Here is a 14923-nt window from a genome sequence, read left to right on the forward strand (position 1 = left end):
GTGACCTGCGAGGGGCGGCACATATCCCCCTGTTTCACGCCCCATCACCCCGCTTGGCGTGACCTGCCCCCTCCCACCCCTGCCACGGCGGCGGGTTTTGAAGGGGAAGCCAATGAAGAAATGGCCCGCATTGCGGGCCATCAGGGATTGGTTTGGCTTGACGAATGGGGAAGCCCTTGTAGTTTGACATGAGGGGCCGGCTTAGCCGGTCCCAGCGAGCGATTTGAACCAGTTGTTAGGTGCTGGCACGCCGAGACTCTTTTCTTCTGCCGGGTTCGACCTCATGCAGATATCGAGTGAATGTATCTTTCGGGCGCTCAAGACCATTTGATGCCAATGTTCGTGAAGCCATACCTCTGTGATTGCTGCCGTGCGTTAACAGATGAATCATTACTTCTTCTACTGATAGTGTTCCCAAATCACCGTCAGTGAATTTAAAGGAAATAGTTCGGCTCATGATTTCAGGAGTGGCGGTTACGGAGAAATCCACAAGCCATGAATCATTTTTCTCAATTCTTTCTTTTAGCTCTGAGTAAGTTGGTGTTTCTACCGTGTTGTCAGCAGAGTAAAGCTCAGGGGTTCCTGACATTCGGCTGATAAATAAGCTGTCAACCACTGTGGTGTGGTTGAGAATTCTAATAAAGAAGACTGCATCGCTCTCCGGAAGCAAGTGAAACTGGCGCTCTCCGAAAGCCAGTAGCTCAGAGTTCGCCCATTTTTTATACTGAAATGCTTTTGCAAACAGCAAGTTAGGAATCTCCATTTTCTGTTGAAGGCAGTGCTTTCTCGCTCCAGCACCTAACGCCAAGGTTAACCGGCGGCAATGCGGAGCATTGACGTCCGAGTTGAACCGCCAGTTAGACCTAGCTCTGCCTCAATTGCATTACAGGCGATTTGTAGCGCCGGATTATCCGTGAGGCGTTTTGCTATTTCACTACATCGCCCATGCAGTTTGGTGTCCGACATCAACTGCGAGAGTGCGGTAGCGGCAGCGCGTGCTGAATACTGCTTGGGAAGAAGCTCACGAGCGACGCCCAACCGTTCGGCGCGGGCGGAGTTATCGAATTGGTCATATGCCACAGGGCGTATGAGCTGAGGTACGCCAGCTTTTAGCGCTTGGCTTGCAGAGCCAATTCCTCCGTGATGAACAAACGCGGCGAGCTTGGGTAGCAAAGATCCAAAGGGAGCGTACTGGACATGTATCACGCCATTAGGCAGTGAGGCGGGAATCTGACCTGCGAAGTTGGAAAGTAAAATGGCCCGGAGTCCAGCGATGCAACAAGCCTCCACGGATGCCCTGAAGAACGCGCCAGCATTTGCGTTGGCCGTGCCTGCCGAGAAAGCTACCGGTGCAGGCCCTGCTGCTATGAACTCATTGAGTTCATCGGCCAAAGGTGCTTGTGCTCCATGGTCATATAAAGGGAAGCCCGACATGACCATCTTTGAAGGCCAATCGAGTTGCCTTTCTGCGTACCAATCGGGAAACATGCCAATGAGGCAATCTGCTTCATTGATCCAAGAGCCAAAGATTCTCGTCAACGGAGGTAAACGAAGCGCTGCTCGTAGCGTGTTGAGTGGCTTTGTGAAATATGGGTCTAAGAAGAACGTGTCTGCAGACCAATATGCGAAGCGCTTTATCAGAGCCGGTGTGCCCGCATGAATCCAGTTGGGTGCTGATCGCGCCGGCTTGATGTTTGATCGGATGACGTTGGGCGCCAAATGAACGGCTACACAAGGAACACCATCAGTCTCACTGAGAAGCCTGGGCGCAAAGAATACGGAACTACTCACCGTGATGGTTTGGCGTGGGATGACGTTGGCCTTCAGGGCCATGTAGTAATCGCCGCAGATCTCGCCAAAATGGGCAGTGATGCGTTTAAGGGCTTTTGCTGGATCGTCTTCAGCGATCTCGCCAAAGACCCGATGGTATTCTTCGGACGTGCTGATGGGGACGAATTCCATGCCAACGGTTGTTACGTACTCTCGGAAACATGGGTTTCCAAAGAAGAGAACTTCATGGCCGCGAGCAAGCATTTCTCGCCCTATGGCGATAAATGGGAATACATCGCCATGACTTCCTGCGCTTGCAATTAGAACTCTCATCGGTTTCTATCGAGGGGTAATGAGGTGGTCTGAGGTGATCGTTTGGTTGTTACGGGTCTAACGACGCTGGGCAATAACCCGATTTCCGGGTGCTGTGACCTGCCCCCTCCCACCCCTGCCACGGCGGCGGGTTTTGAAGGGGAAGCCAATGAAGAAATGGCCCGCATTGCGGGCCATCAGGGATTGGTTTGGCTTGACGAGTGGGGAAGCCCTTGCGTTTGACATGAGGAGCGGCCGACAGCAGGCGAAGCCTGATGTTGGACGCCCCCTCGATGGAAGGGTTAGGCGCCACCATGGGGGTACCGATGAAGAAGTTGCGTATAGGCTCGATTCAGGAACAGTGACAGATCGGCCACAGCTTTCATCTCAGAGGTGAACGACTTGGCGGAAAGGAGTTCTTGGTCAAAGAGGGCCTCGCCCGTTTCCTCATCGACCTGGAGCTTTGAGCCCGAGCGCAATATTCCTTGAACCTCTCCGCCTGCCTTGAGCTCAATGAACGCCGAGTGAAGTATTCGGTTTCTGTCTCTGCGCAGTTGATGCAACTGCTTGACGGAGGAAGCAAAGGAGTCTTTGAAATCCGCTTCCAACTCCGCCGGCAGATTGCACTTTGGCAGGGCCTGCAAGAAGAGCTCGTGGACGCGATCAACGAGTTTTTCGTTTGTCAGGTTTCGCAGATCTGGGGGTGGCCATTTCAAGCGATCGGGGTCGATGACGAACCACCCGATCTCGCGAAGCTTGTTCTCAATCCATTGGAACGAGACGGCAAACTCCCCAATGCGTTGGTAGACGAGTTCTTCGTGGTTCACCGAGTGCTCCTGTGGCGCCTAACGACGCTGGGCAATAACCCGATTTCCGGGTGCTGCGCAGTGACGGTTGAATGGTGAGGAGGATTGATTCTTCATCGCGAAACTGGGCTGACTGATCCGGGTCGATGGCCCCATTCTGATCGAAGTCTCAAGCTTGCCAACGTGACCTGCGAGGGGCGGCACATGTCCCCCTGTTTCACGCCCCATCACCCCGCTTGGCGTGACCTGCCCCCTCCCACCCCTGCCACGGCGGCGGGTTTTGAAGGGGAAGCCAATGAAGAAATGGCCCGCATTGCGGGCCATCAGGGATTGGTTTGGCTTGACGGGTGGGGAAGCCCTTGTAGTTCCAGCTAAGCGGACCAGCCAGCGTAGCTGGCGCAGGTCCGCTTGAGCGCAGGGTTGAACAGCATCACGGCATACCCCTCAGGCCTTGGAATTCCAACGCAGACAGGAAATTCTTAAGCAGCCGAGCTTGTTCTTCTTGTGTGTTGACCGTGGAGTCGTTCGCCCATCTTTCGAAAGCTCGTGGACTGAAATTGATGAGCCCATCCGCACCCTCAACTTCAATGGCGAGATGGCGCGCCCCCTCACGGTACTCCGCCGTGAAGCGACCGGTGAATTGGACTTCGAAGCCGTCGCTGCTTCGAACGCCCTGCTTGTTGATCCAACTGAACGTGGCCATGTGCTGTTCAACGTTGGAGGTACGGGGCTGCGGCGCGAGAGCGACTGGCCGGAGAAACCACGCCGGTTCCGCAGTCCCGCTTGACCGAAGGATTAGCTGACACGTGTCAATTCCTCTAGGTAAAGCTCGATGTTGTGCACAACATAGTCATCGGCGAGACTCTCTACGCCTCGTTCGACGGCGACAAGAGGAAGAGTCTTGGCGATCCTCACGAGTAGGTCTGTCTGCGACGCAGTGAATGGACTTCCTTTGTGCATGTAAACCAATTGGTAGAGCTGGTGGAAGAACTGTGAGACGAACTCGTCGTCGGGGGTGACGCTATCGGCTGTCTCAAAGAGGTACTCCAAATGAGCGCGGCCATAATACGAAAGCGATGGCTCACACAACACCGACCACTCCTCGAGTTTATGCGCCGTCCCACCTTTATTGTTGTGGGCCAGAACATCCTTCCACGTCTTTCCGGAGTAAAACTTAACGGCATACTCCTTGTCCCATTGGTCGAATCCATCCCAATTTACTAACGCATTCGCACTAGGCATTGCACCCGCCCCAAACAGGCTTCGAACTTCATTGAGTAAATGATCCATGGCAGCTAACGAATGAAAGGGACTTCCCCGTCCCGAGCGAGCCGCATTGCGGCAAATCGCAACTGATTGTCGCGATGAGAACTACGGTAACTCATCAACTGACTCGGAAGGGGACATCATGGCCATTCTGGCTGTGGGTATCGACCTCGCCAAGAACGTATTTGCCCTGCACGGGGTGAACGAGGCAGGCAAGGCGCAGCTGCTGCGCCCAGCCGTGCCACGCGAGAAGCTGCACGCGCTTGTCGCTGCCCTGGCGCCGTGTGTGATTGGCATGGAGGCCTGCTCGGGCGCGCATCACTGGGCCCGGCTGTTTCAGGCCTCGGGCCATACCGTGCGGCTGATCGCGCCGAAGTTCGTCACGCCGTACCGCATGACGGGAAAGCGCGGCAAGAACGATGCGGCCGATGCCGCAGCCATCTGCGAAGCCATCCAGCGCCCGCACATGCGCTTCGTGCCGATCAAAAACCTCGACCAGCAATCGCGCCTGCTGGTGCACCGCGCACGCCAGGGGTTTGTGGAGCAGCGCACCGCTACGCTCAACCGCATCCGTGGCGGTTTGAGCGAGTTCGGCATCGTGCTGCCGCTCAAAGCCAACACCGTGCGGCGCCGCGCCTGCCAATGCCTGGAGGACCTGCCCGGCTACGCCAACACCGTGATCGGTGACTTGCTCAGCGAAGTGGCGCGGCTGGATGAGCGCATCGAACAGTACGACCAGCTCATCAAAGACATGGCCAAGAACGACGCGCGGGCCAAGCAATTGATGCAACTCGGCGGCGTGGGCGCCACCACAGCCACCTGCTTGCTGGCCATGATCGGCAACGGTCATGACTTTGATTGCGGGCGCCAATTCGCCGCCTGGCTGGGCCTGACCCCGGGTCAGTACAGCTCGGGCGGCAAGACGCGATTGGGGCGCACGACCAAGGCCGGTGACGCCTACCTGCGTAGCCTGCTGGTGATGGGCGCCCGAGCGCTGCTGGCTGCGGCCAAAGACAAGAACGACGCGATCAGTCGCTGGGCTGTGGCCTTGGCCGAGCGACGCGGCTACTGGCGCGCCGTGGTGGCCATCGCGGCCAAGAACGCGCGCATGGCCTGGGCGGTGCTCAGGCGTGGAGACGCGTTTGTGCTGCCAGCCTGAGCAGCCGTCGATGCGTCCAAAACCCCAAAGCCACAGAGATACAGAACCACCGCCGCGTGACGGCAAGCGTTGATGACAACAGGTCTGGACCTGCGCGGGGCGTGACCGATTAACTCAAGGGCGGCGCCAGACTCGCCGGCTAACGAATGGGTCCCCCGCGTGCGTCCTTCATCAGGGTCCGTGGCACGGAACGCCACATCAATGACCGTTTGTAGTTTGGCCAGTCCGCACCTTGTTGTTCTTGCCAGCGCTCACCCCTGCCACGGCGGCGGGTTTTGAAGGGGAAGCCAATGAAGAAATGGCCCGCATTGCGGGCCATCAGGGATTGGTTTGGCTTGACGAGTGGGGAAGCCCTTGTAGCCGAGTTCAGCGGCGGGTTTAAAGTTGATTTTTTGTGATGAAGTGAGCGCAGCGAGCCACAAAAAAGCGACTTAAAAACCGTCCAAGGAGCGAAGCGACTGGTGCTGCAACGACTTGTTAAGCTTTTTTGCTTATTTTGATTTATTGGATTTTCCGCTTTTTTCTAGCAAAATAAGCATTTCTTTTGCCACCAATGCAGCTGATGGCAGGAACATCGTTGAGACAATCCGATCATCAATAATTACATCACGTTTATCGGCAATATTGTCCTTATTTATTATTAAAGCGCCATTTTTCCGAAGTTGATCTTCAATGAAAAATGGCAGCAGTGTGCCCTGCTTAGCCCAATCTTTCTCCCTTTCTGTAGAATTTGGAAATCCAGCAACTCGCTTTCCTTGAACCAAAAAGTTGCCATTTTTAAGTTTAACATTAGCAAAAGCCCCCGCTCCGTGGCCACAACTCCCTATAACCCCACCGCTTTCATAAATTTTCGCCATAATATAAAGGAGCTTTTGATTCGAAGCCACATCGAATAATGTCCCGTAGCCTCCACCTATAAAGACAGCAGCATAGTCCTTTGAGTTAACTTGATTCGGATTCAGTGAACTATTAGCTCGATCAAGAAATCCTTCGTATTTTATTGTGTAACTGCTAATACCAATAGGGTCCATCGAGAACGGCACTACACCTCCGACAGGAGAAGCAAAATCAACAGCGTAACCATGAGAAATGAAAATATGATACGGAGGTGCGTATTCCCACAGATTATTTCTGGCATCATGCTTTTCAAGATCACCCATATCCTCGAGATTTGAAGCAATAATTAGAATTCTTTTGGCTTCACTTGCGGCAGCTGGCAGAACAAAGCTAATAAGAATAATTCCAAGCAGTTTAATTAAATGCTTCATATTCACTCCATTGTTTTTACTTTGGCTTAACGTGATATGGGGAGACAGGCGCTGCGCCCTAACGTCGGCGTGTGCTGCATAACTTCGGGCGCTGTTCTGATTCTAAGTCGTTGATACAAAACGGATCCTTCGCGATTGACTGCATGTTCATACAGTACTAAATTTGCCTGTAAACCCGGCAGTTTGTTACATCCGCCTTGGTTGCTTCTTGCATGCAGTTAAGCCAAATATCGCTGGCAGTTCTAGCCCTATTTCTAGGGGGATATGCCCTGGCCCCGCCGGCCCATCACCCCTCCAACCTCAGCAGGCATTCATCCCGCCAATAGCCCATTTCGGCGTAGAAGGTTTCCCACACGCAGGCTGCGCCGCAATTGCTGTCGCAGCAGTTGTCGGGCTCTTGTGGGGGTTCGGGGAGGATGAGGCCGCGCTGGGCGGCTTGGGCGAGCAGTTCGCGGGCCAGGCGCAGGGCGGTGGCGCGGTCGGTGATGGGGCATGAAAAATCCATGCCCGCATTGGAGCAAAGGCGGCAAGTCCTTGCTCCATACGGGGTGCGTTGCCGCGGCGCTCGCGGGCTTCAGAGGCCTCCAAACACCTTCTTGAGCAGCGCGCTGCCGCTGCCCACGGGGTCTTGGCGGATTTTCTTTTCCTCCTCGCCGATCATGAGGTAGAGCCCGTCCAGGGCTTTGCCGGTGACGTATTGCTGGAGGTTGGCGTCTTCGCTGCGCACCAGGCCGAAGTTGGCGGCTTTGCCGGCCACGGCGTTGTATTTGTCGGCCAGCGCCACGCGCTCGGTGGCGTGGGTGACGATGGGCAGGAACTTGGCGCTCAGCGGCGTGCGGGTTTTGGTTTCGAAGAAGCGGGTGGCGGCGTTGTCGCCACCGCGCAGCAGCTGCAGGCCGTCTTCCACGCTCATGTTTTTGACGGCCGACACCAGCAGGGTTTTGGCCTCGGGCACCGCGGCTTCGGCGGCGCGGTTCATGGCGGTGAGCAAATCGTCCACGCGCTTGCCCTGGCCGGTGGCTTTGAGCAGGCGCGCGGCGTCTTTGAGCTGGCCGGGCAGCTCGATGCGCACGCGCGGGTTGCCCAGAAAGCCGTCGGTGCGGCCCAGCAGGCTCACGGCGGACTCGGCGCCGCGCTCCAGCGCGGTGCGTATGCCGCTGGCGGCGTCGGTCTCGCTCAGGGCCCAGGCGGGCCGGGTGCTCAGGGGCAGCAGCAGGCTCATGGCCAGGGCTTGCAGCACATCGCGTCTTGGGGTGGGCATGGCGGGGTCCTTGTTGAGGAGGGCGTGTAGGCACTGCAACGTGCGCGCAGGCGCTATGGTGCACACGCCCAGGCGCGTGAGCCCCCCCCCGGCTCCAGGGGCGGCGCTGCTGCGCCCTTTCATGGGGCTGGATAGGATGAAGCCCGCAGCGGCCCGCGCTGCGCTGTTTTGAAAGCCCTACCCATGCCCCACACCATTGAATTGCACCGCGTGTTGAGCGCACCGCCCGAGCGCGTGTTTCGCGCCTTCACCGAAGCCGACGCGCTGGCCCAATGGCTGCCACCGCACGGCTTTACGGCCACCGTCCATGCCCTGGACCTGCGCGAGGGCGGGCGCTTTCGCATGAGCTTTCGCAACTTCAGCACGGGTGATGTGGTGAGTTTTGGCGGCGAGTACCTGCACATTGCCGCGCCGCAGCTGCTGCGCTACACCGATGTGTTTGACGACCCCGCCCTGCCCGGCACCATCGAGGTGGAAGTGCGCCTGAGCGCTGTGCCCAGCGGCACGGAGCTGCAGGTGCGCCAGTCGGGCATTCCGGAAGTCATTGCGCGCGATGGCTGCTACCTGGGCTGGCAGCAGTCGCTCAACGCCCTGGCCCGCCTGGTGGAACCCGATATGCGCCCGCCGGGCTGAAGCCATGACTGCGCCCGACAGCCTGCCCCGCCATGCTTGGCAGGTCGACAGGGCTGGTGGCGCGGGCGCACAATCGCTCAGGAACTGAAAACACACGCGCCACAGGGGGCGCACCATGCACAGTTGTTTGGGAATGCGTTGCTGCCGCACATGGGCGCTTTTGGGGGTGTTGTTGCCCGCCTGGGCTGGAGCTCAGGCCGCCGATTTATTGGGCGTGACCGAGGACCTGCCGCCCTACGCCTACCGCGAACACGGCCGCAACCTGGGCCTGGCCAACGAGGTGCTCAACCGCGTGGCGCAGCGCAGCGGCTTGAAAATCCAGCGGCGCCAGCAGCCCTGGGCACTGGCCCAAGCCACGGTGCGCAGCCACCCCAACAGCTTTTTGTACGTCACGGTGCGCGCACCCGCGCGCGAACCGCTCTACCGCTGGGTGGGCCCCGTGGACGACTGCGACATCACCTTGCTGGCGCTGCAAGGCAGCGGCCGCAGCTTTCCCGCCCAGCCCTCGGACAGCCGGCCGCTGCGCATCGGCGTGGTGCGCGGCTCCCCTGTGCCCGACATGCTGCGCGCCCTGGGTGTAGCCGAGCGCAGCATCTACCTCACCCCCGGCAGCGAGACCTCGGCCAAGATGCTGTACGGCGGGCATCTGGACATGCTCGCCGGGCTCATGCTGCCCTACGCCTACCAAGCCGCCCGCGCCGGTTTTGACCCACGCCGCCTCACCGTGCTGCGCCCGCTGCGCCAAGGCTTTGGCTGCTACTTCGCCTTCAACCCCCAGGTCAGCGAAGCCGTGCTGCAGCGCTTCAGCCAGGCCTTTGAGGAACTGCAGCGCAGCGGCGAACTCCAGGCACTGCGCTTGCAATACCTGCACGCCCCTTCCAGCACCGGCAAACCCTGAGGCCCGGCGGAGCGCGTCCCCTCAAACGCGCGCCCTGCAGCAGCAATAACTGTACATGCATACAGCTCCCGCCTATCCTTCAGCCCTCTACACCCATTCAGGAGGAGGACCGCCATGCTGGACCACATGACATTTCGCGTGCGCGACATCGAACGCGCCAAAGCCTTTTACGCCGCCGCCCTGCAGCCCCTGGGCTATAGCGTGTGCGCCCAAGGCCAGTACGAGGGCGTGAACGTGGTGGGCCTGGCCTACCCCGATGCCACAGAGCCCGACGGCAAAAAGGCCGACGTGTGGTTTGTGGACGGCCCCTCGCCCTACGGCAGCACCCCCAGCACCCAGGGCTGCCACCTGGCCTGGCGCGCCGCCAGCCGTGCCGAAGTGGACGCCTTCTACCGCGCAGCCCTCGCCGCAGGCGGCGTGTGCAACGGCCCCCCAGGCCCCCGGCCGCACTACCACGCCCACTACTACGGCGCCTTCGTCATCGACCCCGAGGGCAACAACATCGAAGCGGTGTGCCACCTGCCCGCTTGAGGGGCACTCCGGCGCCACAGCGCCAAGGCCGGTGAGGGACCCGCGCAGCAGCCAGGGGCTTGCTGCACAGAGCGGCTCGGCGGCCACATCGACCCCGCCGCGACGTGGCCTGCTGTTAGTCTGGACCGACTCTCCTTGCACCGGACCGACGCATGCCGACATCCTCCTCAACGAACGGGCTGCCCTGGCGGCACTTCCTGCTGGCGCTGGCGGTGGTGGCCATTTGGGGCAGCAATTTCGTGGTGATTCGGCTGGGCTTGAATGCCCTGCCACCGCTGCTGTTTGCCACGCTGCGCTTTGCGCTGGCGGTGCTGCCGGCCATTTTTTTCCTGAAAAAGCCCGATCTGCCCTGGCGCCAGCTGGCGGCCTATGGGCTGTTGATCGGTGTCGGCCAGTTTGGGCTGCTGTTTCTGGCCATGCGCAGCCAGATCTCGCCGGGCCTGGCCTCCTTGGTGATCCAGACGCAAGTCTTCTTCACGCTGTTGCTGTCCATGCGCGTGACCCGGGAGCGCGTGCAGCCCTTTCAGTGGCTGGGCTTGGTGCTGGCGGCATCGGGGATCGGGCTCATCGCCAGCCACACCGATGGCAGCGCCACGCCGCTGGGCCTCTTGATGATTCTGCTGGCCGCTTTCTCGTGGGCCTGCGCCAATATGGTGGGCAAGCGCGCGGGGCGGGTGAACATGCTGGCCTTTGTGGTGTGGACCAGCGTGTTTGCCGTGCCACCGCTGCTGGTGTTGTCGCTGCTGTTTGAAGGGCCGGAGCTGATGCGCCAAGGCCTGGCGCGCGCCGATGCCGTGACCTGGGCAGCCGTGCTGTGGCAGGCCGTGGGCAACACCTTGTTTGGCTACGGCGTGTGGGGCTGGCTGCTGGCGCGCCATGCCGCGGCCACCATCGTGCCCATGGCCTTGCTGGTGCCGGTCTTTGGCATGAGCACCGCCGCCTGGGTGCTGGGCGAGAGCCTGCCCGCCTGGAAGCTCCTCGCCGCCGCCCTGGTGCTCAGCGGCCTGGCGCTGAACCTGCTGTGGCCGCTGCTGCGGCGAGGCTGAGCCGCTGCGCCCGCGTGTTCGCGCAGGGCGTGAAGGTGGATCTTTGAAGTAGGCGCCTCAAGCCTTAGAGAGCTGCCAAGCGACCACCACGGCCACAAGGGCTGGCGCCGCAAACACGATCAGCAAGATGGGCAGCTCCTGCCGAACGGTGTAGCCCGCATGAGTCACACCCACCCACATATTGGTCGAAGCCACCAACAACCAAACCAGCACAAAGTACTTGGCGGCCAGCGCCATGGCTCTGGGGCTGGCTCCCCAGAGCCAGCCAAACATCACAAACACGAGCAGCAGCAGCAGCCCTGCGCCCATAACCATGACCATGTGCATCTTCAATCCTCTTGAAAAACCGCAATTTGAGATGTTGCCAACGCCGACGTCGTCGAGCATTTTGGGCGGGCGAACCCTTTGTCAACGGGCGAGCCGCCGAAAGAAGGCCAGCCCGTGGTCCAGCGCCAGCAGGTGAAGGTCAGTGACTGAGGCTGGCAAAGGCGCTGCCCGCTGCTGCGGCAGCACCGGTTGAGCTGGCATCACCGCGTGGTGTAGCCGCCGTTGGCAAAAATCGTTTGGCCCGTGATCCACCAGCCTTCGGTCACCAAAAATCGCACGATGGGCGCAATGTCTTGGATATCAGTCAGGCCCTTGGTCGAGTAGGGCGACAGCGCTGCAGCTGAGGCGTGATAGGCCGCAGATTCTTTACTTTCCTGACCGTAGAAAAACGGCGTGTCCATAGGCCCTGGGCCGACGGCATTGACATTGATGCCGCGTGAACCAAACTCTTTGGAAGCAGCCCGCGTGTAGTGCTCCACAGGTGCCTTGCTGCCAGGGTAGACGGCATATGAGTCCGTGTAAGCCGCCAGCAGTGAACTGACAATGGTGACGATGCTGCCACGATCGGCCAGCACCCGCCCGGCCTGCTGCATGAAGAAGAAAGCAGCCTTGGCGTTAGCGTCAAAGCTCTTGTCGTAGTCCGTCTCGGTCACCTGCAAGATGGGCTTCTTGATGACAACGCCAACGGTGTTCACCGCCACATTGACTCGACCAAAGTGCGCCTGCGCTTGGTCGAACAAGCGTACGCTGTTGGCCACCACCGACAGGTCACCCTGGAAGGTGATGACATCGGCTCCTCTATCCCGAAGCGCAGCTGCGGTGTGTTCGGTCTCGGCGCGTGAGCTGTCGCTGTTGTAGTGCAGCACCAGGCCAGAAGCACCCGCCTCGACGAACTGGCTGGCAATCAGTGCGCCCAGGTTTTTGCCGCCGCCAGCGATGACAGCGACTTTGTCTTGCAGGGTGGGATGTGACATCAGGCCTCCAAAGAAATGAGTGTGAAGTCAGTCTATTGGGCGAATCTGTCTGAATAAATCACAATCCCAGGACAAGTCTTTTCAAAAAACTCCAACAATCATCGTCATGGATCGGATCGACCATCTGCGCATCTTCGTGCGCATCGCCTCTTGCGGCAGCTTCTCTAAAACAGCCGATCAGCTCGGCCTGCCGCGCGCGACCGTCTCGTTGGCGATACAGCAACTGGAAACTCGCCTGGGTACCCGATTGCTGCACCGCACCACCCGGCGAGTCAGCCTGACGCCGGATGGCGAGGCTATGCTCGACAGAGCCGTTGCGCTGGTATTGGACATGGAGGAGATGGAGCAGCAGTTCCGACCCACCTCGGCCAGCCTGACCGGGAGGCTGCGGGTGGATGTGCCCAGCCGACTGGCCCGGCGCGTCTTGGCACCGGCCATGCCTGCCTATCTTGCGCAGCATCCCGAACTGTCCATCGACCTGGGGTCGAGTGATCGTTTGATCGACCTGGTGCAAGACGGGGTCGATTGCGCTGTGCGTGTGGGCACGTTGACTGCTAGCAGCCTGGTGTGCCGACCTTTGGGCCGGTTCGACATGATCAATTGCGCCAGCCCGGACTACCTTTCGCGTCACGGCACTCCCGTCAACCCCGAAGACCTGTCACAGCACTGGGTCGTCGACTACCTCTCACCCACCAGTGGCCGTGCAGCACCCTGGGAGTGGTGCGAAGAGGGGCAGACTCAAGTAGCAGCAAGCAGCAGTCGAATCAGCGCGAACAATGCCGAAACCTACATTGCCTGTGCGCTCGCGGGAATGGGTTTGATCCAGGTGCCAGCTTTCGATGTGAGCGACCATCTCGCACGAGCCGAACTGGTTGAAGTCATGCCCCTGTATCGACCCGCGCCACTACCCGTCCAGTTGGTGTATCCGCACCGGCACCATCTGTCCCGTCGACTCAGTTCGTTCGCCCAATGGCTCGGTGAGGTGCTGGCACCTCACTTGGCGCCAGAAACCCCTCACCCCTCCATGCGCTGCTGAAACACCAGGCCCGCGTGTTCGCGAAGGGCGTGGAACTGGATCTTGGGCCAGTTGTCTTGCATGGCGCGCAGCTCGCCGGCGTATTCCAGCAGCACGGTGGGGGCGTTGACGGCGTCCCAGGCCACGCGGTGGGCGTTGTGGTCGATGAAGCGGCGCAGTTCTTTTTCGCCGCTGCCTTTGAGGCCGTCGAAGTCTTCGCAGGTGACCCAGCGCGCCACGTTGTAGCGCGCGGGCGTGATGCGGGCTTTGACGCCGTACTCATGCTCCAGGCGGTGGGCTACCACTTCGAACTGCAGCTGGCCCACGGCCCCCAGCAGCAGCACGGTGCCGGCCTCGGGGCGGAAGACTTGGATGGCGCCTTCTTCGCCGAGCTGGCGCAGGCCTTCGCGCAGCTGCTTGGTTTTGAGCGGGTCGGCCACTTCCACGCTGCGGAACATTTCCGGCGCGAAGAAGGGCAGGCCGGTGAATTGCAGGGCTTCGCCTTCGGTGATGGTGTCTCCGAGCTGCAGCACGCCGTGGTTGGGGATGCCGATGATGTCGCCCGCAAAGGCCTCGTCCAGCAGCTCGCGGCGCTGGGAGAGGAAGCTCACCACGGTGTTGGGGCGCAGTTCTTTGCCGCTGCGCACAACTTTGAGGCGCATGCCGCGCTCGAAGTGGCCGCTGGCCACGCGCAGGAAGGCGATGCGGTCGCGGTGGGCCGGGTCCATATTGGCCTGGATCTTGAACACCACGCCGGTGAACTTGGGTTCCTGGGGCTGCACCACGCGCTGCAGTGCGCCACGCTCGCCCGGCGACGGGGCCAGTTCAACGAGGGCGTCCAGCACCTCTTGCACGCCGAAGTTGTTCACGGCCGAGCCGAAGAACATGGGCGTTTGCTTGCCGGTGAGGAATTGCTCCAGGTCGAACTCGGGCGCGGCTTCGCGCACCAGCTCGATTTCGCCCTGGGCGTTGTCGTACTGCATGCCAAAGCGTTCGGCGTAGGCGGGGTTGTCCAGGCCGTCGAGCACTTCTTCGGTGCCAGCCACGCGGTCTTCACCCGGGGCGAAGACGCGCATGCGCTCTTGGCGCAGGTCCATCACGCCGTGGAAGTGTTTGCCCATGCCCACCGGCCAGGTGAAGGGCACCACGGTCATGCCGAGTTCGCGCTCGATTTCGTCCATCAGCGCCAGGGGGTCTTGCACCTCGCGGTCCATCTTGTTCACGAAGGTGAGGATGGGCGTGTTGCGGGCGCGGCAGACCTGCAGCAGGCGGCGGGTTTGCGGCTCCACGCCGTTGGCCGCGTCAATCACCATCAGCGCCGCATCCACGGCGGTGAGCACGCGGTAGGTGTCTTCCGAGAAGTCCTGGTGGCCCGGGGTGTCCAGCAGGTTGATCACGCAGTCGCGGTATTCCATCTGCATGACCGAGCTGGCCACCGAGATGCCGCGCTGCTTTTCAATCTCCATCCAGTCCGAGGTCGCATGGCGCGAGGCCTTGCGCGCCTTCACCGACCCGGCAATCTGGATGGCGCCGGAGAACAGCAGCAGCTTTTCCGTGAGCGTGGTCTTGCCCGCGTCAGGGTGGGAAATGATGGCAAAAGTGCGGCGGCGGCGCACTTCGCCGTCGATGCGGGTGTTCAGCTCGGAGGACATGGCAG

General features: G+C 60.2%; 17 protein-coding genes. 6 read left to right on the top strand and 11 right to left on the bottom strand.

What is annotated here, in order from left to right; translation table 11 throughout:
- Positions 1-235 precede the first annotated feature (235 nt).
- The 5 genes from ACG0Z6_RS05155 to ACG0Z6_RS05175 all read right to left on the bottom strand — a co-directional run bounded on the left by ACG0Z6_RS05155 (position 236) and on the right by ACG0Z6_RS05175 (position 4178).
- Positions 236-763 (bottom strand): DinB family protein, encoded by a 528-nt coding sequence (locus tag ACG0Z6_RS05155; RefSeq protein WP_394459135.1) that lies wholly within the window; start codon positions 761-763, stop codon positions 236-238.
- Between the two features lie 47 nt (positions 764-810).
- On the bottom strand, positions 811-2103 hold the full coding sequence (locus ACG0Z6_RS05160) for a glycosyltransferase (protein ID WP_394459137.1): 1293 nt from the start codon (positions 2101-2103) through the stop codon (positions 811-813).
- Between the two features lie 281 nt (positions 2104-2384).
- Positions 2385-2909: a hypothetical protein gene (locus ACG0Z6_RS05165; protein WP_394459139.1), complete on the bottom strand. Its 525-nt coding sequence runs from the start codon at positions 2907-2909 to the stop codon at positions 2385-2387.
- 409 nt (positions 2910-3318) lie between these two features.
- Positions 3319-3591: a hypothetical protein gene (locus ACG0Z6_RS05170; RefSeq protein ID WP_394459141.1), complete on the bottom strand. Its 273-nt coding sequence runs from the start codon at positions 3589-3591 to the stop codon at positions 3319-3321.
- 92 nt (positions 3592-3683) lie between these two features.
- The gene (locus ACG0Z6_RS05175; RefSeq protein ID WP_394459143.1) at positions 3684-4178 is read right to left on the bottom strand and encodes a hypothetical protein; all 495 of its coding nucleotides are present in this window, start codon (positions 4176-4178) and stop codon (positions 3684-3686) included.
- A gap of 118 nt (positions 4179-4296) precedes the next feature.
- On the opposite strand from ACG0Z6_RS05175, the gene ACG0Z6_RS05180 reads away from it, so the two are divergent.
- The gene (locus ACG0Z6_RS05180; protein WP_394459145.1) at positions 4297-5313 is read left to right on the top strand and encodes an IS110 family RNA-guided transposase; all 1017 of its coding nucleotides are present in this window, start codon (positions 4297-4299) and stop codon (positions 5311-5313) included.
- Between the two features lie 491 nt (positions 5314-5804).
- On the opposite strand, the gene ACG0Z6_RS05185 is transcribed toward ACG0Z6_RS05180, so the two are convergent.
- The 3 genes from ACG0Z6_RS05185 to ACG0Z6_RS05195 form a co-directional block, all read right to left on the bottom strand.
- Complete coding sequence (locus ACG0Z6_RS05185; protein WP_394459147.1) at positions 5805-6581, bottom strand: type 1 glutamine amidotransferase domain-containing protein; 777 nt, start codon at positions 6579-6581, stop codon at positions 5805-5807.
- A gap of 286 nt (positions 6582-6867) precedes the next feature.
- Positions 6868-7086, bottom strand: coding sequence for an oxidoreductase-like domain-containing protein (locus ACG0Z6_RS05190; RefSeq protein ID WP_394459149.1), 219 nt, complete (start codon positions 7084-7086; stop codon positions 6868-6870).
- Positions 7087-7155: 69 nt separating this feature from the next.
- Positions 7156-7842 (bottom strand): DUF4197 domain-containing protein, encoded by a 687-nt coding sequence (locus ACG0Z6_RS05195; protein WP_394459151.1) that lies wholly within the window; start codon positions 7840-7842, stop codon positions 7156-7158.
- Positions 7843-8025: 183 nt separating this feature from the next.
- On the opposite strand from ACG0Z6_RS05195, the gene ACG0Z6_RS05200 reads away from it, so the two are divergent.
- The 4 genes from ACG0Z6_RS05200 to ACG0Z6_RS05215 all read left to right on the top strand — a co-directional run bounded on the left by ACG0Z6_RS05200 (position 8026) and on the right by ACG0Z6_RS05215 (position 10950).
- Positions 8026-8475, top strand: coding sequence for an SRPBCC family protein (locus tag ACG0Z6_RS05200; RefSeq protein WP_394459153.1), 450 nt, complete (start codon positions 8026-8028; stop codon positions 8473-8475).
- A gap of 166 nt (positions 8476-8641) precedes the next feature.
- Positions 8642-9373, top strand: coding sequence for a substrate-binding periplasmic protein (locus ACG0Z6_RS05205; RefSeq protein ID WP_394459155.1), 732 nt, complete (start codon positions 8642-8644; stop codon positions 9371-9373).
- Positions 9374-9487: 114 nt separating this feature from the next.
- Positions 9488-9904, top strand: coding sequence for a VOC family protein (locus tag ACG0Z6_RS05210; RefSeq protein ID WP_394459157.1), 417 nt, complete (start codon positions 9488-9490; stop codon positions 9902-9904).
- A 152-nt stretch (positions 9905-10056) separates the two neighbouring features.
- Positions 10057-10950 carry an EamA family transporter gene (locus ACG0Z6_RS05215; protein WP_394459159.1) on the top strand — a complete coding sequence of 298 codons (894 nt, stop codon included), beginning with the start codon at positions 10057-10059 and terminating at the stop codon, positions 10948-10950.
- Between the two features lie 57 nt (positions 10951-11007).
- On the opposite strand, the gene ACG0Z6_RS05220 is transcribed toward ACG0Z6_RS05215, so the two are convergent.
- Both ACG0Z6_RS05220 and ACG0Z6_RS05225 read right to left on the bottom strand, forming a co-directional pair.
- Positions 11008-11277: a hypothetical protein gene (locus ACG0Z6_RS05220; RefSeq protein WP_394459161.1), complete on the bottom strand. Its 270-nt coding sequence runs from the start codon at positions 11275-11277 to the stop codon at positions 11008-11010.
- A gap of 200 nt (positions 11278-11477) precedes the next feature.
- Positions 11478-12251: an SDR family oxidoreductase gene (locus ACG0Z6_RS05225; RefSeq protein ID WP_394459163.1), complete on the bottom strand. Its 774-nt coding sequence runs from the start codon at positions 12249-12251 to the stop codon at positions 11478-11480.
- Between the two features lie 106 nt (positions 12252-12357).
- On the opposite strand from ACG0Z6_RS05225, the gene ACG0Z6_RS05230 reads away from it, so the two are divergent.
- Positions 12358-13287: a LysR family transcriptional regulator gene (locus ACG0Z6_RS05230; RefSeq protein ID WP_394459165.1), complete on the top strand. Its 930-nt coding sequence runs from the start codon at positions 12358-12360 to the stop codon at positions 13285-13287.
- Here the strand turns inward: ACG0Z6_RS05230 and ACG0Z6_RS05235 are convergent.
- Positions 13266-14918, bottom strand: coding sequence for a peptide chain release factor 3 (locus ACG0Z6_RS05235; RefSeq protein ID WP_394459167.1), 1653 nt, complete (start codon positions 14916-14918; stop codon positions 13266-13268). The genes ACG0Z6_RS05230 and ACG0Z6_RS05235 overlap by 22 nt on opposite strands.
- Positions 14919-14923: the final 5 nt, after the last annotated feature.

The organism is Roseateles rivi (assembly GCF_043555845.1).
Taxonomy (GTDB): Bacteria; Pseudomonadota; Gammaproteobacteria; order Burkholderiales; family Burkholderiaceae_C; genus Roseateles; species Roseateles rivi.